The sequence below is a fragment of the Lapidilactobacillus wuchangensis genome (assembly GCF_003946645.1).
In the GTDB taxonomy this organism is placed as follows: Bacteria; Bacillota; Bacilli; order Lactobacillales; family Lactobacillaceae; genus Lapidilactobacillus; species Lapidilactobacillus wuchangensis.
The window spans coordinates 26,282-45,114 of the sequence record NZ_RHOU01000017.1; the positions used below are offsets into that span (position 1 = coordinate 26,282).

General features: G+C 41.6%; 15 protein-coding genes and 1 other annotated feature. Of the genes, 13 read left to right on the forward strand and 2 right to left on the reverse strand.

Annotation, left to right across the window (positions count from 1 at the left end):
• The first annotated feature begins 245 nt into the window (after nucleotides 1–245).
• The 11 genes from EKM82_RS11860 to EKM82_RS10415 all read left to right on the forward strand — a co-directional run bounded on the left by EKM82_RS11860 (nucleotide 246) and on the right by EKM82_RS10415 (nucleotide 12,059).
• Entirely contained in the window at nucleotides 246–989 is a 744-nt protein-coding gene (locus EKM82_RS11860; RefSeq protein ID WP_225419724.1) for a response regulator transcription factor, read from the forward strand.
• A gap of 96 nt (nucleotides 990–1,085) precedes the next feature.
• The gene (locus EKM82_RS10375; RefSeq protein ID WP_125769058.1) at nucleotides 1,086–1,289 is read left to right on the forward strand and encodes a hypothetical protein; all 204 of its coding nucleotides are present in this window, start codon (nucleotides 1,086–1,088) and stop codon (nucleotides 1,287–1,289) included.
• A gap of 165 nt (nucleotides 1,290–1,454) precedes the next feature.
• Nucleotides 1,455–1,658 carry a hypothetical protein gene (locus EKM82_RS11685; protein ID WP_164508248.1) on the forward strand — a complete coding sequence of 68 codons (204 nt, stop codon included), beginning with the start codon at nucleotides 1,455–1,457 and terminating at the stop codon, nucleotides 1,656–1,658.
• A gap of 163 nt (nucleotides 1,659–1,821) precedes the next feature.
• A complete protein-coding gene (locus EKM82_RS10380) occupies nucleotides 1,822–3,207 on the forward strand; it encodes a TrkH family potassium uptake protein (RefSeq protein WP_164508249.1) in 1,386 nt (461 codons plus the stop codon).
• Between the two features lie 15 nt (nucleotides 3,208–3,222).
• A complete protein-coding gene (locus EKM82_RS10385) occupies nucleotides 3,223–3,861 on the forward strand; it encodes a potassium channel family protein (protein WP_125769064.1) in 639 nt (212 codons plus the stop codon).
• 394 nt (nucleotides 3,862–4,255) lie between these two features.
• The gene (locus EKM82_RS10390) at nucleotides 4,256–5,353 is read left to right on the forward strand and encodes an LCP family glycopolymer transferase (protein WP_125769067.1); all 1,098 of its coding nucleotides are present in this window, start codon (nucleotides 4,256–4,258) and stop codon (nucleotides 5,351–5,353) included.
• Between the two features lie 133 nt (nucleotides 5,354–5,486).
• A complete protein-coding gene (locus tag EKM82_RS10395; protein ID WP_125769070.1) occupies nucleotides 5,487–6,278 on the forward strand; it encodes a YveK family protein in 792 nt (263 codons plus the stop codon).
• 24 nt (nucleotides 6,279–6,302) lie between these two features.
• Nucleotides 6,303–7,034, forward strand: a complete 732-nt coding sequence (locus EKM82_RS10400; RefSeq protein ID WP_125769073.1) for a CpsD/CapB family tyrosine-protein kinase — start codon at nucleotides 6,303–6,305, stop codon at nucleotides 7,032–7,034.
• Nucleotides 6,991–7,791, forward strand: coding sequence for a tyrosine-protein phosphatase (locus EKM82_RS10405; RefSeq protein WP_125769076.1), 801 nt, complete (start codon nucleotides 6,991–6,993; stop codon nucleotides 7,789–7,791). The genes EKM82_RS10400 and EKM82_RS10405 overlap by 44 nt, the downstream gene beginning before the upstream one ends.
• Before the next feature lie 354 nt (nucleotides 7,792–8,145).
• On the forward strand, nucleotides 8,146–8,865 hold the full coding sequence (locus EKM82_RS10410) for a sugar transferase (protein WP_225419725.1): 720 nt from the start codon (nucleotides 8,146–8,148) through the stop codon (nucleotides 8,863–8,865).
• 306 nt (nucleotides 8,866–9,171) lie between these two features.
• Nucleotides 9,172–9,217 (forward strand) — a sequence feature (sodium ion sensor (DUF1646 type); this cis-regulatory element may regulate processes involved in with the transportation of sodium ions).
• A gap of 52 nt (nucleotides 9,218–9,269) precedes the next feature.
• Complete coding sequence (locus tag EKM82_RS10415) at nucleotides 9,270–12,059, forward strand: cation-translocating P-type ATPase (protein WP_125769079.1); 2,790 nt, start codon at nucleotides 9,270–9,272, stop codon at nucleotides 12,057–12,059.
• 143 nt (nucleotides 12,060–12,202) lie between these two features.
• Here the strand turns inward: EKM82_RS10415 and EKM82_RS10420 are convergent, their stop codons facing one another.
• Nucleotides 12,203–12,874: an EAL domain-containing protein gene (locus tag EKM82_RS10420; RefSeq protein WP_125769082.1), complete on the reverse strand. Its 672-nt coding sequence runs from the start codon at nucleotides 12,872–12,874 to the stop codon at nucleotides 12,203–12,205.
• A gap of 320 nt (nucleotides 12,875–13,194) precedes the next feature.
• Nucleotides 13,195–14,496, reverse strand: a complete 1,302-nt coding sequence (gene hflX / locus EKM82_RS10425) for a GTPase HflX (RefSeq protein ID WP_125769087.1) — start codon at nucleotides 14,494–14,496, stop codon at nucleotides 13,195–13,197.
• Between the two features lie 1,484 nt (nucleotides 14,497–15,980).
• Here hflX and EKM82_RS10430 point away from each other — a divergent pair.
• Nucleotides 15,981–16,736: an ABC transporter ATP-binding protein gene (locus tag EKM82_RS10430; RefSeq protein WP_125769090.1), complete on the forward strand. Its 756-nt coding sequence runs from the start codon at nucleotides 15,981–15,983 to the stop codon at nucleotides 16,734–16,736.
• A gap of 11 nt (nucleotides 16,737–16,747) precedes the next feature.
• Nucleotides 16,748–18,583, forward strand: coding sequence for an FtsX-like permease family protein (locus EKM82_RS10435; protein WP_125769093.1), 1,836 nt, complete (start codon nucleotides 16,748–16,750; stop codon nucleotides 18,581–18,583).
• The last annotated feature ends 250 nt before the right edge of the window (nucleotides 18,584–18,833 follow it).

The window sequence follows — 18,833 nt, forward strand, 5'->3', positions numbered from 1 at the left end:
CGAATGTCGGCTGACATGACATTGTTTGATCAGCTTCGTTATTATTTGCTGAACTGGATCAGACAAGTTTTTCGAAAAAATCACTTGTTGTTGCGAAATTTGCAAGCAAGATTCATTACGATTGTGGTTGAAGCAGTTAGAATTAACTTGTAAAAGCTCGAATGATCTAGAAAAGTTGCTGCCAGTTCCCCTTGTTTAATGTTTAATTTCCGCAGACGCGAAAATTCCTTGATGGAGAGTCGATCATGCCAGCAAAAATTTTAGTTTTAACCAAACAACTGAAAATTTTCATTCGTTTGAATGAACGCTTGGCGGAGCAGAAATATACGGTTTTTAACGTAACTAGTCAGCAAAGTGCCGCTCAAGCAATCGCCAGTCGGGATTTTAGTGCGGTGCTGATTGATTTAGACTGTATTGGTTTAGATGAGACTTGCCAGCTAATTGCTCAGAATCGGCCGGTTATTAATGGACCTATCATTGTGTTGAATAAGGATTGGTCCCAAGAAATCATGCTGATGTTGTTTGCGTTGAAAATTGACGATTTCTTATTAACGACAGTTTCATTTTCTGAATTATTAGCGCGATTGAAACAACGAATCTGGGTTTACCAAACCCATGAGCATGAACGGCCGAAACATCCAGAACTAAAAGAAACAGTTAAGTCATCAGCGATTCATTTGGATGATTTAACCATTGATTTGCAGCATTATCGTGTGACCCGCGCCAATCATGATTTGGGTTTGACGCCTAAAGAATTTAAATTACTGATTTACTTGATCAATCATAATGGTCAAGTTTTAAATCGGGAGCAGATTTTAAATCAGGTCTGGGGTTATGATGAACTAGAGTCGTCACGAATTGTTGATATCCACATTAGTCATTTGCGAGATAAGATCGAGCTAGATTCTAAGAATCCGCAGATCATTAAAACGGTGCGCGGTTTTGGTTATATTTTTGAAGACAAGCATTTGAAAATTGATTACCAATAAGCAACGGTTTGTCAGCTATGTGGCTATCTTAAATCTGATTAATATCAAGGCGATAGTGATAATATGTGCCAAGGATTCCCTAATTGGGAGAGGTGGTTGCTGGGCGATTTAGAGGGCGTGGAACGCTGTGGCCGTCGATTTGAGCTTATTGCTAACGCAACAATCTCAAATGCGAGGCTTATTCTAAGTGATAAATCGCTAAGAATAATTTCACAGCTGACGCCAATCGCCCAGCAACCACCTGTGGAAACTAACGGAATTGAGCACCACTATTTAGAAAAACAAATTGAAGTATACTAATAGGCCTGTTTGACAACTTTTCTGGATAAAACCAGAAACTGCCAGATAGGTTTTTTTGATGAGGCTATTTAGTTGTGACAACAGTTTAAATCGAGTCGATTTGTCCCACTACAATTGGCTTAAGCACTAACAAAGATAAAGTGCACCAACTCAGCTCCAGACGGAATGGAGGGCGTGGTTGTCAGCCGCCAAATTTGTCTTATTGCTTTAGCAATTAGACAAAGGCTCGTATTTGAAACAATTGCGGTTTTTCAATTGGTTCAAATCGATGCCGGCCGCGTTCCACAACCAGCAAGCCCAGAATGCAGTCAGAACCAGTTTTGTTTCAATACCTCCTCATTGGGTTTTAATGGCCGAATGTGCATGTAGTCCGCAATGCAGTCAGACTCAACTCTGTTTTAACACAAGCATTAGATGATTTGAACTTTTATCCAGAAAGTTAGTTGGCAAAGAAGTAGCAACCCTTATTTCGTCTCGCTCCTGGCAATGCTATACTGAATTAATAGGTATTATTTTGAAGGAGAAGGCAAAATTGCTAACTAAGAAACGTTATCATTTTTCAGCGACGCAACTCATTGCGCTCAGTTTTGTAATTTTAATTTTACTTGGGGCCTTATTGCTGAATACACCGCTGGCCAGTAACGATGGCCGTTCGATCGGCTTTCTGGATGCACTGTTCACTGCCACTTCGGCTAGTTGTGTCACTGGTTTAGTCGTAGTCAATACTTTAGAACATTGGACTTTATTTGGCCAGTTGGTTATTTTGGCCTTGATTCAATTTGGGGCGTTAGGTTTTATTTCAATTTTCGTGGCGAGTTTGAAATTATTTAATCGGCGGATTTCTTTAGAGAATAGTGTGCTTATTCAAACGGCCTATGGTCAGAATAAAATCGGCGGAATGGGACCGTTCATTGCGCGTGCTGTCAAAATTACGCTGGCCTGTGAAGCAACTGGCGCAGTTATACTGACCTTTCTATTTCACCACGCGCAATCAGTCTCTTGGGGTCGTGCAATTTATGAAGGTATTTTTCATGCCATATCGGCGTTTTGTAACGCTGGCTTTGACGTGATTGGCAATAACAGCGTGCTGCCATTTGGCGATAACTGGGCCATTTTATTAACGATTGGGTTGTTAATTATTATTGGCGGTTTAGGCTTTCCCGTGATAATTGAGCTATTAACCAAGTTGCGCCAGCATCGGCAATGGTCGCTCACTCACCGTCTGGAAATGTTATCGGTTCACAGCAAGATCGTGCTACTCATGACGGGGAGCTTGTTACTTTTCGGAACGGTGGCGTTTTTAATTCTGGAGTGGTCAAATGACCAGACTCTGGGTAGGTTATCAGTTAGTCATAAAATTTTAAATAGTTTATTCCAAGCAATTACTTTGCGAACTGCCGGCTATTATTCAATTGATCAAGCTGGCCTGACTGAACTGAGTAAATTGTTGTCTTCCGTGCTCATGATTATTGGTGGTTCGCCTGCGGGGACTGCCGGCGGGATTAAAACAGTGACGATTGCCGTGGTTTTAATCGCCGTTCATTCGGCGTTACGCGGCGAGCCAAAAATCATTGGGTTTAAACGGACGTTGCCAATTAATTTATTGCAGAAGGCATTGACGGTCATGACGGCGTTTCTATTAATTACTTTGGCAGCCATTATTATTTTAAACTTTAGCGAGCAGACGTCAGCGTTTAATCATTCCTTACTTGATATTGTTTATGAAGTGAGCTCGGCCATGGGAACAGTGGGGTTGACGACGGGCATCACACCACATCTCAGCCAGGTGGGCAAAATCGTGATTATGTTATGTATGTTCATTGGGCGTCTGTCACCGATTACCGTTATCGTCGCATTAAGTCGGCGACTCGAACAGAAAAATTATCATTACCCCGAAGAAACAGTAGTTATTGGTTAAATATTGGAGGTTATTATGGATACAGAACGTGTCGATCTACAGTTTGCAGTCTTAGGTTTGGGTCGCTTTGGAATGAGTATTGTGCGGACGTTGGCTGAATATGATGCCACGGTTTTAGCATGTGATACTAATGAAGAACGTTTAAATGAAGCGGCCGAATACACTAGTCATGTGGTCCAGGCAGATGTTGCTGATGAGGATACATTGAAAGATTTAGGAATTGGCGACTTTGATGTGGTCGTGTTGGCCATGGGGGAGAACTTTGAAGCCGCAATCATGGCGACGATGGCTGCCAAAGAACTCGGTGTGCCTAAAATTGTCGTTAAAGCCTTGGGGCAACGCCAGAAGAAAATTCTGCAACGAATTGGTGCTGATCAAGTTATTTTGCCAGAAATTGAAATGGGTGAAAAAGTTGCCCATAGTTTAATTGATCCTGATATGATCGATATTTTGGAAAAAGCTGGCCGCCAAGCTATTACCGAAATTCACCCCCATCGTGATTGGATTGGGCACACCGTTGCTGATCTTGATATTCGCAAGAATTATGATTACACGATCATGGCCGTAATTCGTGACCAGAAAATTATTATTCCCGTGCCAGCTGATTTAAAGATGGAACAGGATGATGTGTTAATCATGTTAAGCAATGAGTAGCCTAAATTTGTCAGCGTGGCGTTCTAATCCGTTTAATTTGTTCACCCAAAAAAGCACCTTGATCATTTCTTGATCAGGGTGTTTTTTTATGACTAATGATAAACGAATTTCGAAATATTGGCTAAATACTGATTAAGCTTAAAAATTCTTTTGTCATTGGTGATAGCTAACTGACTGGATTGATTTCTTATTTTAAGAGTTAATAATAATTGAATTAGCAACGATTATCACTTGAAAATTGTGTATTGAAATATTGATTTGACAGTATTTTCAGCGAAATAAGATTAAATAATTGTTTCAATTCGAAAAACTTGTTTTTGTTTTGCACAAGTCATGATAGACTAGAAATTAATCGTGATAAATTTTACTTTTTACTAATGGAGGTTCACGGCAAGTGGATGGGCAAGAGCAACATCGTCGGACTGGGCATCAGCGCAAGCACCCAGTTCGTAATACGATTTTAATTATTTTAGGTGTGTTAATTGTAGGCGTGTTGGCATATGGGACTTGGTTCTTCGTCTCCGCTAAAAGCGCAATCGATTCAACTTATAAGAGTGCTGGCGAAACCAAGACAGCTAAAACTGTCATCAGTCAGCAAAAGCCATTGAATGTTTTGTTAATGGGGACGGATACTGGGGCATTTGGCCGTAATTATAAAGGCCGGACCGATACAATGATCATTGCGACCATTAATCCGGCTAAGAAGCAAACGACTTTAACGAGTATTCCCCGGGATACGATGGCTGAAGCAATTGGCACGGATACTTTTGACTTTGAGCGAATTAATGCGGCCTATGAAAAGGGCGGCTCCAAAATGGCCTTGAAATCAATTTCAACGTTGATTAATGTGCCGTTGGAATACTACGTGACAATCAACATGGGCGGCTTAACTAAGATTGTAACAGCCGTTGGTGGCGTTGACGTGGTAGTACCATTTACCTTTACCTATGAGGGCATTAAGTTTACAAAAGGTAAAATGCATTTAAACGGCAAAGAGGCCTTGGAATATTCACGGATGCGGTATGATGATCCTCGTGGCGATTATGGTCGGCAAGAGCGGCAACGTCAGGTCATTACCTCAGCGATTCAGGCCGCAGCAAGTACTCGGACTTTAACCAATTTCCAATCAGTGCTACAGTCGATTTCGAGCAATATGGTGACTAATTTATCCTTTGATGATATGGTCAGCATTTTCAAGGATTATCGTGGTTATGCTGAGAATATGTCCAGTGATCATTTACAAGGTGTTAGTGCCATGTGGGGCGACGCCATGATCCAGATTGCCCCAACTTCCGAATTACAACGAGTTTCTGATAAGCTCCGCGAAGAAAACGGCCTAGCAAAAGAAACTATTAGTAATCAAGAAACTCGGCAAAATCAATTGAATATCAAGAATAATAATTTTGATTTCAAGAGTAAGAATGATCGACAACAATACGTTGTTTATTCCAGCAAGAATGATACAACGCCTTGGGATGGTAGCGATAATTAAATAGTTCAAACACTGTTGCGGCTTAATTCTGGCAGCAGTAAACGATGAGGTTGATCAGCAATGATGATTTACGATCAATCTCATTTTTGTGAGTGAAAAGTTGGCAAAAAATGAATAAGTTCAGGAGTTTGTAATGGAGCAGGAATTTAGTTTAGGCGATTTATTTAAAATTATTCGTAAACATTGGACAGCCATCGTCCTGACCACAGTTTTAGGAATCGTGATCGCTGGGGTCTTAAGTTTCTTTGTGATGACGCCGAAGTATCAGGCCAGTGTTGATATCTTGGTTAATCGAAAACAAGATAACGCTATGAATCAATTAAGTGATCAACAGGCCGATGTGCAAATGATCAACACTTATAAGGACATTATTACCAAATCAGTTGTTTTAAACCCGGTTCGTGAGAAATTGGCGGCTGAGGATCATTACAATATTTCGTTAGCCCAACTGGAAAAGAATATTGCGGTAACGAATGAACAGAATTCGCAAGTCTTCACAGTGAGCATTACTGATGAGAATGCGGCCTATGCAACTAAGATGGCTAATCTAGTTGCGGTGACTTTTAAACAACGAGTGAAGAAAATTCTCAGTATTAATAACGTCACAATTATTGCTGACGCACAAAAGCCCAAGAGTCCGGTTTCGCCCAAGAAACAACGAAATCTGTTAATCGGTGCAGTTTTAGGCCTAATTATTGGTGTCGGCATCGCTTTCCTAATTGAATTAACTGATCATAATGTGAAGGACGTTGATTTCTTAACCAACGAAATGGGCTTGACCAAGTTGGGCGTTGTTGGTCATTATCATCATTCTAAGAACCATGCAGCTGCACAGAATCAGGCTTTGCAGCAGGCGGTTCAAAAGCCAGCTGAACAACAACCTGGTATGCGGCCGCAGCCACGAGCGACGACGAAACGTGTTTAGAATGATGGATGAGGTGAGCAAATAATGTTTGGAAAAAAGAAAACAACGATCGAGCCGATTCAAGCGGCCAATTTATTTACGGTAACAGAACCCATGTCAGTTTTGACTGAGCAAATCAAAACTGTGCGGACTAATATTAGTTTTGCTCAAGAGGCTCAGAATTTACGTAAAATCATGTTAACTTCTGCCACGGCTTCTGAAGGTAAATCAACCATCACGGCTAATTTGGCGGTGGAATTTGCTAACGCTGGTAAGCGGGTAGTTTTAGTTGATGCTGATTTGCGTCGTTCCACAGTTAATCGTACTTTTAAAATTGCTGATCCCAATCGTGGCTTAACTAATTTGCTGGTTCATCAGTACCATAACGCCATGGAAGTCACCCATGAGACGGGAATTGCTAATTTGACGATCATTCCCAGTGGACCAACACCACCTAATCCAGCAGAATTATTGAGTAGTCAAGCCATGTCGCGGGTATTAGCTGAGTTAGAACGTAATTTCGATTTAGTGATTGTCGATGCGCCACCAATTTTACCAGTGACCGACGGACAAATCTTGGCCAGTATCGTTGATGGGGTTATTTTAGTTGTGCGGCAGAATCACACCACTAAAGCCGCCGTTAAGGATACAAAAGTGGCTTTAGAACAAGCACATGCCAATATTTTGGGCGTTATCTTGAATGATGTGAAAGTCAAGGGGGCTGACGGCTATTATGGATACGGACAAGGCTACTACTACAGCGACACGGAAAAATAGTTTAGTTGATTTACATTGTCACATCTTACCGGGAATCGATGATGGTTCTAAAAGCTTAGCGGATTCTTTGGCCTTAGCGCGAGCAGCAGTCAGTGAAGGTATTGGTTATATTGTCGCGACGCCACATCATTTGGACCGTCATTTTGTTAATCATTCGGCTGATGTGCGGCGGGCAGTGGTGGCTTTTCAGCATGAGTTAGATCAAGCGCAGATTCCACTGACAATTTATCCTGGGCAAGAAGTTCACTTGAATGGTGATTTGGCAAAAAGATTACCTGATTTGATCGGCTTAGATGCCAATATGAATTATTTGCTGGTAGAATTTCCTCATGAGGAAGTGCCACAATACGCCGAAGAATTATTCTTCGAATTAAGTTGTCAGAATATTACGCCGATCATCGCCCATCCTGAGCGGAATGCGCGGATCATTAAAGATCCCAGCTTGTTGTATGAGTTCATTAATAACGGCGCCTTGGCACAATTGACGGCGACTAGCTTAGTTGGTGGTTTCGGTCGTAAAACTAAGAAGTTTTCTGAAGAATTAATTACTCATGGTTTGGTGCAAATCATTGCTTCTGATGCCCATATGCTTAAGAATCGTCAATTTGCGCTACGCGATGCCTATTTTGCTTTGGATGACCTCGATCGCAGTTATGGCCCGATCTTCTATCAAAATTCACGGCATATTATTAATGGTGAGCCCTTAAATCATCCGATTGCGGCAGCACCAATTGAAAAACACCATTTTTTTAAGTAACTATTTTGATGGTATATTTTTTTAATGAATCAATAAGACTGGCAACTAGTTTGTTAGTCTTTTTATTTTTCTGTGTAAAGTAATTTGATAACAAAATAATGTAATTAATCTGTAAACAAGCTTCGAAATATCAATGAACTGCTGTTATACCAGCATTTGTCGGCGCTTAATAGTTAAGAAACTAATAAGCTTCGTGTTTAAAGTTACCTTGAAACTTCACAAGTTAATCAGTATAATTAGATTCGTATTCACAAATGGAAAGTTAAACTTTTGGTAGGGGCTAACGGCACATTTGTAGTAAGTCGGGGTCAAATTTCTCTAGGGCAGAGATTTGGCGCTTTGGAGGAATAAGTATTGGATAAACGAGAAGGAATGGCAGACAGTTATTCTTCTTCAGAGTTTGAGCAAACCGCGGGTGATTCAACAGCCAATTTGCAATGGTTGAATCGGACTAAAATTACCAGCCGTTGGGGATATCAACTAGTGAAGCGATTGTTTGACATATTTGCTAGTCTTTGCGGATTAATTATTTTAGCACCAGTTTTTTTAATCATTGCATTATTGATCAAGCTGGATGATCCTCAGGGGCCAGTTTTCTTTAGTCAGATTCGAGTGGGCCAGGATGGTCAGAAGTTTCGGATGTATAAGTTTAGATCAATGTGTGTCAATGCCGAAGCTAAACTGGCATCCTTAATGGCGAAAAACGAAGTTGATGGGGCAATGTTCAAAATGAAGCACGATCCCCGGGTGACTAAAATTGGGCATTTTATTCGCAAAACCAGTATTGATGAATTCCCACAATTATTAAATGTGCTATTGGGTCACATGTCGCTGGTTGGACCACGGCCACCATTACCACGTGAAGTCGCTGAGTACACCAGTTATGATCGCCAGCGCTTGCTCGTTAAACCAGGTTGTACTGGTTTATGGCAGGTCAGCGGTCGCAATGATGTTGGCTTCCAAGAAATGGTTGATCTAGATATTCGTTATATTCGTCAATCTGGAATTAAATTTGATTTACAAATCATTTGGTCAACAGTCGCTATTATTTTTCATCCGAATGGTGCTTACTAATTTACGACATTATTTTATTAAAATATATTTTATACAAAAAGCAGCTGCGGCTGCTTTTTTAGCTGGCAAAATGTGTTCAGAGCAGCAGTTGGCTATGCCTAAAGAACATCGCTCCTCACACTCTATTGAAAACGTGTTCGGGTTGCCAAATGGCTATGGCTAATTTGAATATCTGCTCGATCGGTTGGCACCGCTCAATCAGATATTCGAAATTATCCTACGCCAAAAATCCGGCAGCCCTCACACTCTATTCTTGACAAGTTTATTTAATCTATGGAATAATAAAGTTAATTTAATGCACGAAACGGTTGGAGCTTTGCTTTCAAGGTGTACCTTTCTGGGGTGAGAAAGGCACTTTTGAGCAGGGCTCTTTTTTCGTGGTCAATAATAATGAGGAGTGACTTATGTTTTATAACGAACATCGTCTGGATATTTTAAAAAGATTGCAAACATCGCGGCACCAAGGGTTAAGTAGTGAGGCGGCACAGGAGCGTTTAGCTAGTCAGGGCCCTAATGAGTTGGCGCAAAAGAAAGCCGATCCTGGTTGGCGGATTTTCTTGCGGACGTTTAAAGAACCAATTGTGATTGTTCTTTGGATTGCTGTAGCGCTGGCTTTAGTCAGTGCCAGTTATGATTTCTTTGTTAATCATGATGCCAGTCACGGTCAAGCTTCGATTTATGAAGCCATTGTTATTTTTATTTTGATCATGATCAATGCGATTCTGGCTTATGTTCAAGAAACGAAAGCACAGAAGTCTTTGGCGGCATTAAAACAAATGGCCAATCATCAAGCTGCGGTTTTGCGCGATGGTGACTGGCAACAAGTGCCGGCAGCGGATTTAGTGGCTGGGGACATTGTGAGTGTCAAGATGGGTGATTTCTTAGATGCTGATTTGCGCTGGGTGACGGCCAATGAATTGCAGGTCAACGAATCCCATTTAACGGGTGAAGCTGAGCCGGTTCAGAAAACGCGCTTTGCTTTAAGTGGCGAGGTGCCATTAGCGGAACGAACCAATATGGGTTATTCTGGCTCAACGGTGGTTCAGGGAAATGGTATTGGCGTGGTCGTCGCCACTGGGATGGACACTGAGTTAGGCCATATCGCCCAGTTATTAAATGATACCGAAAATCAGAAAACGCCGATTGAAAAAACAGTTGCGCAACTTACCAAGAAGTTAATGTACGTTGCTGCCGGCATCGTGGTGTTAGTTTTAGGTTTCGGAATGGGCAAAGAATTGGTCAATACCGGCCAATTGACGTTTACCGGGATTGCGGAAAATTTATCCACGGCAATTGCTTTAGCAGTGGCAGCAATTCCTGATGCCTTGCCAGTGGTGCTCTCAATTGTCTTGACGATTGGCGCGACCAGTTTGGCACGCAATAAGGGACTGGTGAAGTCGCTGAATAGTGTGGAAACCTTGGGCGCCACAACTTTTATTGCTTCTGATAAAACCGGTACTTTAACGAAAAATGAAATGACCGTGACTCATTTCTGGAGTAATGGCGAACAATTCCAAGTTGACGGTAACGGCTACGAACCAAGCGGCGAAATTGAAACAATGACTGATCTGGTGGCCGACCCGCAAGTGTACGAGCGGTTTATGCGCGCAGCTGTGCTCAATAATGAAGCGAGTATCAGTCAGGATGGCGCTGGGCAATATCGACCTTTTGGCAATCCAACTGATGTGTCATTGGTGGTGCTGGGTCAGAAGGCCAATTACTACCGTGACCAGTTATTGAACCAAACTGGGGCTGATAATATTGAAATTGTGCGTGTTTTTCCGTTTGATAGTACGCGGAAAATGATGAGTGTGATCATCAAGCATGGTGAGATCTATAAAATTTTGACTAAAGGCGCACCAGATGTGATCTTAACGAAAACGGATCAAGTTTGGCAGCATCAGGAAATGGTGCCAGTTGTTAGCGTTAAAGAACAGTTACAACAGCAGATCAACGTCTATGCCCAACAAGCGTTGCGAACTTTAGCGGTCTGTGAACGGACAATTACCGCCGAACAAGCAAAAAATGCCCCGCAAGCCGAATTGGAGCAACATTTGCAGCTGTTAGGAATCGCTGGCATCATTGATCCACCACGGCCGGAAGTACGACGCTCAATTGCAACCTTGCATCAAGCAGGGGTCAACGTGGTCATGATTACTGGTGACCATGGTGCCACAGCACGAGCAATTGCATTGAAATTAGGTATTATTACTGATGCTAATGCCAGAGTGCTCACAGGGCCTGAAATTGACCAATTAAGCGATTCTGAGTTGTCAGCGTTAGTGCCGGACATTCGTGTTTATGCACGGGTCTCACCAGAGCATAAACAACGGATCGTCCATCTATTACAAGATCATCAAGAAATCGTGGCGATGACTGGGGATGGTGTTAACGATGCGCCTGCTTTACGCGCGGCCGATATTGGCATTGCCATGGGGATCAATGGAACTGAAGTGACGAAAGATTCAGCTGATTTAATTTTATTAGATGATAAATTTACGACAATTGAACATTCTGTTGCTGCCGGCCGTCGCATTTTTGCAAATATCAAGAATTTTATTCGGCATGAATTGACCACTAATGTTGCTGAGGTTCTGTCATTATTGTTAGGCGTCTTTTTCATGACGGCGCCAATTGGTCGGGTTTCAGAATTAACGCCGGTGCTGTCAGCCTTGATGGTTTTATGGGTCAATATGGTTAGTGATGCGTTGCCATCATTTGCGTTAGGCTACGATGAGGCTGAGCGCGATATTATGCAAGAGCAGCCCCGCGATACGCAACAATCGATTTTTGCGGAAGGATTATTATCTCGAGTGCTGGTTCGTGGTGTCATCATGGGCGGGGTAGTGTTTGTGGCCTTTATTTGGGCCGCAAATGCTGGCTTTGCACCTGAAAAATGTCAGACGATTGCTTTCTTGACCTTAGTGTTTGGTCAACTGTGGCACGTGTTTGATGCGCGGAGCACGACGACTTTATTCCACCGCAATCCGTTCAGCAACTCACGGTTAGTCATGGCAGTAGCCTTCGCCGGCATTGCCTCACTGTTGATCACCGTGATTCCATTTTTCAATGAGGTTTTTGGGACCACGGCTTTAACAGGGCCACTTTATTTAGCAGTCATTATTCTACCTGGAGTGCCAACCTTGCTCTTGTCAGGAGTGAAAGAAATTTGGCCAGCAATCAAGTGGTGGTAAAAAGCAGCATCATGGCTAAGTTTCATTAATTGAGGTCGTGACATAGGTCATGAGCTCATCGCAATTTTACAATAACTGTCTTCAGTCACACATGATAAAAAAGAACCCACTCGACAATTGCCGAGTGGGTTCTTAATTTGACTTTAATTTTTAGAGCATGACTTTCGTTCCACTAATGAAGGCTTACCATAGAAATAACCTTGATGAATATTAATACCATAAAGTTCAGCTAAAGATTGATCGGCTTGATTCTCAATACCTTCAAGGACAATGTTTAAGTGATAATCTTGAGCTTGTTTTGACCAGAAATCTAAATAGGCCGGAATGTGATCGCTATGACCTTCTTCGCGAAGATTCTGCATGGCCAATTTAATTTCGTCAACGTAAGGTAACAAGAGTTCGATATTTTCAAAAGTGTTGGAACCAGTGCCAACGTCATCGATTCCTAAGCTGATTTGATATTGATGCAAGAAAAGGCTGAATTCTTTGACTTCGGCTAAAGTTGGGGCTTCAGTTAGCTCCACCATTAAGCCAGCCGGATTGATCCGCTTTTTTAATTTAATGATTGCGCCCAAGGTGATTGGATTCCGGAATTGCTCAAGATTTAAATTGAAGGCGACAATTTTATTCTTGACCCGGGTTTCCAAAGTATTGATGAGCTCTTCAACTAACTTTGTTTGTTCATTAATGGCGACCTCGTTGAAACTTTTCGGGAGATGCCAAGTATCGGCGCTTTTTTGGCGTAGCAAAACTTCATACCCATAAATTGAATGGCCCTTATAATCGACTTGAGGTTGGGCAAAAAAACGATACATCACGGACACTCCTTACTCAAAATAAAATTGAGGTTAACAATGCTACTAATGAAATTTAATATTAGTTCCATTAAATAATATAACTTATACTGAAAAGTAATTTTACCATAACTAGAATAATATGCAACAATTAACAAACCGTTATTGCGGAATTGATCAGCAGATTCTAGTCTATAATGATAAGCTAAATATATTCATATCATAGAGGAATTCTGTTGCTACGTCAACGATTTTACCTGAGAAGTTGCTAGTCAGCTGGCAACTAATCAATAAGGTAAAAATTATCTTAAAGTTAATGAGTATCTAAAAAGACTGCTTAATTAATTTTTGGCCGGCGCTTGTTGATATTTCTGATAGGTTTGTAATTGCCGTTGAGAAAGTTGTACCTCTATTAAAGTACCCGTTTCAGTGTAGTTTTGACTTAAAATTTTTGTATTAGCCGTTAATTGGGCCAAATCGCGGGCTTCGCTAAACGGTACTAACAAAGTGACCGTTTGATAATTTGCATAAATTTGGTCGGTAATCACTTTTGCTAACAACTTAATTGAGGCCGGATCTTTCGCAGAGTAGGTGAGATCGTGGCCTTCAATTTCAGGGTAGCTGACGCCATCGCAGCGGTCGGCTTTGTTGAAAGCATAGATCATAGGAATATCTTTGATGCCAATTTCTTTCAACGTCTCCGCAGTTGTCTGCATCATTTCGCGATAGTTAGGATCAGAAAAGTCAATCACCTGAATCAGTAAATCGGCTTGGGCAGCTTCGGCTAGCGTTGATTTGAAGGAAGCCACCAAGTTATGTGGTAAATGGCTGACGAAACCAACTGTGTCACTTAATAGGAACCGTTGATTTTGTGGTAAAACAATTTCGCGAACGCTAGTATCTAGGGTTGCAAATAACATATCCTTCTCAAAAACCTGCTTATCAGTGCCTTGTTCGCCAGCAAAAGTCCGCAACAGTTCATTCATGGTGGTTGACTTACCAGCATTGGTGTAACCAACTAAAGCGACGCGAGGAATATCACTTTCGTCCCGACGCTGCTTTTGCGTCAAGGCAACTTGATCCAAGCCCTTTAATTTTTGTTGCAGATCACTAATTCGCTTACGAATGGTCCGACGATTTAATTCGGTCTTAGTTTCACCACTACCACGGTTTTTGAAACCGCCGCCGCCTCGTTGCTGGTCAAGGTTATTGGCTGAGGGATGAATTCGTGGCAAGGCATATTGCAGCCGGGCAATTTCAACTTGGATTTTGGCTTGAGCGGTGTGCGCCCGGTCAGCGAAAATTTCTAGAATTAATTCCGTTCGATCAAGCACGTGTAAACCAGTTTGTTTTTCAAGATTGGCAATTTGTGATGGCGACAATTCATCGTCAATCACAATGGTCGTGGCGTTAAGCTCTTGAGCCAGTCCTTTGATTTCTTCAACTTTGCCGGAGCCAAAATAAGTGGCTCGATCAACTCGATCTAAATTCTGGCGGATTTCACCAACAACGACTAATTCATCAGCAATCGCCAATTGTTCCAGTTCAGTCATGGTGTAGTCAAAATCAGCGCGACCATTATAATTCAAGCCGCCAAGCAAAACCCGTTCTTGTGGTGCTTTTACTTCGATAGTATTGGTCATAAAGAACCTCCTAAAATAGAGTGTGAGGAGTGTCGGTTAGACAGCGTAGCGTAATTTCAATTATTTGATTGAGCGGTGCAACCGATCGGGCAAATAATTAAATTAGGCCTAGCAGTCTGACACTCCGAACACGTTTCAAAAATAGAGTGTGAAGGCCGGTGGCTTTTTTGGCGTAGTACAATTTCAATTATTTGGTTGAGCGGTGTAACCAATCGAACAAATAATTAAATTGTGCCTAGCCATTTGCCGCCCTGAACACGTTTGAATAGAGTGAGAGGAGTGTCGGTTAGACAGCGTAGCGTAATTAAGTTAAGCCTAGCAGTCTGACACGCTACACACGTTTTAAATCATAAATACAGCACTTAACGAGAAGCTACATCAGTTTTTGGGCGCAAAAAAAGAGTCGACTAGACGCCGACTCTTGCTCTCTTAAGCAAATTAAAATCTGTTAAGCGTACAAGAACTGTCATCAATCGTTAAGCGTGCTTATTTAGTTTTGTTGGATAAAGCGGCACTCTTTAAACGCATCGATAACATTCCTTTCTCTATTGAATACTGGTTCATAGTAACACAAAACGAATGGTTTGGACAAGCCTTTTAGATTTGGCGTACTCAGAGAGTAATAATGATGGTTAGTAGCAAGGCTGCTTTCTATTGAAAGTTGGTTAAATCTATAGCTGGTTTTCATCGAAATAACAGACAACTCCGTTCCGACCGGCGGGTTGTGGAACGGTGTGGGCGTCGATTGAAGCTTATTGCTGCGCAACAATCTCCAATACGAGCCTTATCCTAAGCGATAAATCGCCAAGGATAATTTCACGCCTGACAACCCGGCGGCCTCCACTGCGTTTGGAGTTAATTCAGACCACTTTAGATTTGTTTGATAGCAAGGCAATACTGGTGAAGTTAGTCGTCAATCGCCTAACAGATTAAATTAGTAAAAATTGATCACCAGTGTCTGGCAAAAAACAGCTTGTGGTAGTGCAAAACGGTATGATAATCTCTACTGAAAAATAGAGTTGTTACACCGCTTTTTGCCGTTTAACTATCATTACTGATTGAATTGAGTTAATGAATCCCACTACCACTGCCGCAGACACTACCAATAATGAAGTGCACACATTAACTCCAGACGGCGTGGAGGGATCTTGGCGTCAGCCGCCAAATTTGTCTTGCCGCTTTAGCGGTTAGACAAAGGCTTGTATTTGAGATTGTTGCAAAGCAATAAGCTCAAATCAATGCCGGCTGCGTTCCACGCCAAGCAGTCTGGAACAGAGTCAGACTCAATTCTGTCTCAACATTTTCTAGTGCCCTTACGGTTTTGAACTTTACCAAATAATTCGATTCAAAGGCCAAATCGGTCTCAGGTCCGACCCGTATCTAACGAAGCTGTAAGGTTAAAGTGCGTTTTGTTAGCTAAAGCCCACTAAAAGCTAATTCTAATTTGCTATACTAGTTTTTGTTAAGAAAACGGAGGGATTAAATTGACAGAGAATGTCGTAGCAGTTCAACACTTAGTTAAAACATATGGTAAAGGAAACGAAAAGAAATTTACCGCTTTGAAAGATGTTAATTTTACCGTGCAGAATGGCGAATTTGTCGGCATCATGGGCGCGTCAGGTTCTGGTAAAACAACTTTATTAAATATTTTGTCAACTTTAGATAAACCAACTAGTGGCAATGTTTTGATCAATCACCAAGATATTACCCAATTAAAAAATAACCAAATGGCTGATTTTCGTGGCCGTGAGATTGGTTTTATTTTCCAAGATTTCAACTTATTGGAAAATCTGACCGCCGCTGAAAATATTGCTTTGCCATTATCATTACAAAATGTGTCGCCAAAAGAAATTCAACCAAAAGTTGCGGCGATTGCCAAACGCTTGTCGATCGAACATGTTTTGGATCATTATCCAACCGAATTATCTGGTGGTCAAAAACAACGGGTTGCCGCAGCACGCGCCTTAGTACATCAACCAGCGATTTTGTTTGGTGACGAACCAACAGGGGCTCTGGATTCTAATAGTGCCCGGGAATTGTTGGAAACAATGGATTCCTTAAATCGCGATGACCAAGTTTCAATTCTTTTGGTTACCCACGATCCTTTCTCTGCTAGTTATTGCCAACGCATTTTATTTATTAAAGATGGTGAAATTGGTCAAGAATTACGTCGGGGCAGTCGTAGTCGGGCAGATTTTTATCAGGAAATTCTTGATAATTTAGGTACATTTGCAGAATAGGAGGACTTTTGATGTTATCAAAATTAGCGTTGTCAGGCATTAAAAGTCGCCTGAAGGATTATTTGGTACTTTTCTCAGGGTTAATTGTGGCGGCAGCGACATTTTACATGTTTATGGCCTTAGCGACGAATCAGGATTTTCTTGGTAAAAATTCAATGATCAGCGCGGCTAATACCAGCTTTGTCTTCGTGTTTGGCGCCGTTTTGTTAGCCATCATCACCTTAGTATATTTAGTTTATGCGAACTCGTTTCTATTGAATATGCGCCAGCGTGATTACGGGATGTTCATGATGCTGGGTGCAAAAACGAGTAAAATTTCCCAATTGATTTTTATGGAAACTTTCGTGTTAGGCACCGTGGCAACTTTAGTCGGTTCGTTGATTGGGACCGGTTTGGCACAAATTGTGGCCCAACTGTTAGTTCAACAGTTAGGTTTGAAATTACAACATTTTAACGCCTTTTATTTACCAGCATTCTTGATCACAATTATCTTCTTTATTACTTTGTTTATTTTGGCAGCAATCTGGAACAGTCGAAAATTAATTAAAACGCCAGTCTTGAAGTTGTTGCACAGTGCCGACCAACCAGCGCGGATGGTTGTTAAAACCGGCCGTTTAGCCGTTCAGGCAATTCTTGGCATCATTCTTTTAGCAGTTGGTTATTGGGCAATGTCATCAATCATGCAATTGCTGGCGATTCCAGTGGCCTTAGTTACGATTGTCTTAGGTAGTTACTTTACTTTCAATGCCACTTTCATTTGGATTATCCATTTTCTAAAGAAAAATAAGAATTTCGCTTTAAAAGGGTTACGTAACTTTACCTTGTCACAGTTGAGCTTCCGGATTCATGATTACACGCGGATGTTAGCGATGATTTCGATTTTATTCGCTTTAGCATTAGGAGCAATCACTGTTGGCTTAGGTTTCCGTAATGATATGAGTGCGATTACTTCGGCCAGCACGCCTTATGATTTGAAATTGTACACGCATAATCAGGCAATTGACCAACAAGTGGCCAAGCTAAACACGACCAGCCAAGCAACGTACAGTTTCAAGAAGGTTGGTCAGAAGTACTATTATAATTTAGCCGATTTTGAAAAGACGCCAATGTATTACATGCATTACAGTGGCTCTACTGGCGAAATCACCTTGCCTAAATTACGACGTTACCAGGCGAAGGATTACGTCAATGCCAAGCAAGATAGTCCTGTTTTTGACAGTGCCTATCGTGAATTGCGCGTTGATACTAATTATGAAGAGGAACCAAGTTATGCGTTTGTCGATCAGGCGAAGTTTAACCAAGTTACCGCACCAATCCAGACAGTTACTTTAGTGCGGGTCAAAGATTTCGTTAAAGATCGGGACCGCATTGGTCAAATCGAAAAACTGCAAGTTAAAGCAAAACCAGCTTATAAAGAACTGGCTAGCAATTCCAAATACGCCAGTGCGATGATGGCTACGGCGTTATATTCAGGAATGATCTTCATGGGCTTCTTCTTAGGCATTTCATTCTTAGCCATGCTCGCTAGCTGCTTGATGTTTAAGATTTTATCCGGCGCTTACAGTGACGTTCGCCGTTATGACATGCTGAATAAAATTGGCACCCGCAGCAACGTGTTGCGGCGTTCCGTAGCGAAGGAAATTGGGATTTTGTATGCTTTACCAGGTGCTTTAGGTGTTGTCCACGTGCTGTTTGGTTTACAACTCTTTAAAATCCTGATGGTCAATCCATATCATGGTATTTGGTTACCATTCTTAATTTTCATTGTGCTTTATGGCTTGTACTACTGGATCACCGTGCTGCTTTATCGCGGCATTGTTATTCCTAAAGTCGAAATTGATAAATAATGCAATACGATAAAAACCACCTTGGCTAATTAGCTGGGTGGCTTTTTTGTTGAATTCGATTGTTAATCAAAAAAATAAGACCAAGGCTGGTGTAAAAGCGGAATTGGTTCTGACTCCATTGCAGGCTTGCTGGTTGTGGAACGCGGCCGGCATCGATTGATGCCAATTACAAATCAAATTGTCATCAATACGAGCCTTTGTCTAATTGCTAAAGCAATAAGACAAATTTGGCGGCTGACAACCACGCCCT

Coding starts and splice junctions, on each gene's coding strand:
- EKM82_RS11860 (WP_225419724.1), top strand. CDS start 246: ATGCCAGCAAAAATTTTAGTTTTAACCAAACAACTGAAAATTTTCATT.
- EKM82_RS11685 (WP_164508248.1), top strand. CDS start 1,455: ATGGAGGGCGTGGTTGTCAGCCGCCAAATTTGTCTTATTGCTTTAGCA.
- EKM82_RS10385 (WP_125769064.1), top strand. CDS start 3,223: ATGGATACAGAACGTGTCGATCTACAGTTTGCAGTCTTAGGTTTGGGT.
- EKM82_RS10395 (WP_125769070.1), top strand. CDS start 5,487: ATGGAGCAGGAATTTAGTTTAGGCGATTTATTTAAAATTATTCGTAAA.
- EKM82_RS10400 (WP_125769073.1), top strand. CDS start 6,303: ATGTTTGGAAAAAAGAAAACAACGATCGAGCCGATTCAAGCGGCCAAT.
- EKM82_RS10405 (WP_125769076.1), top strand. CDS start 6,991: ATGGATACGGACAAGGCTACTACTACAGCGACACGGAAAAATAGTTTA.
- EKM82_RS10415 (WP_125769079.1), top strand. CDS start 9,270: ATGTTTTATAACGAACATCGTCTGGATATTTTAAAAAGATTGCAAACA.
- EKM82_RS10420 (WP_125769082.1), bottom strand. CDS start 12,874: ATGTATCGTTTTTTTGCCCAACCTCAAGTCGATTATAAGGGCCATTCA.
- hflX (WP_125769087.1), bottom strand. CDS start 14,496: ATGACCAATACTATCGAAGTAAAAGCACCACAAGAACGGGTTTTGCTT.
- EKM82_RS10435 (WP_125769093.1), top strand. CDS start 16,748: ATGTTATCAAAATTAGCGTTGTCAGGCATTAAAAGTCGCCTGAAGGAT.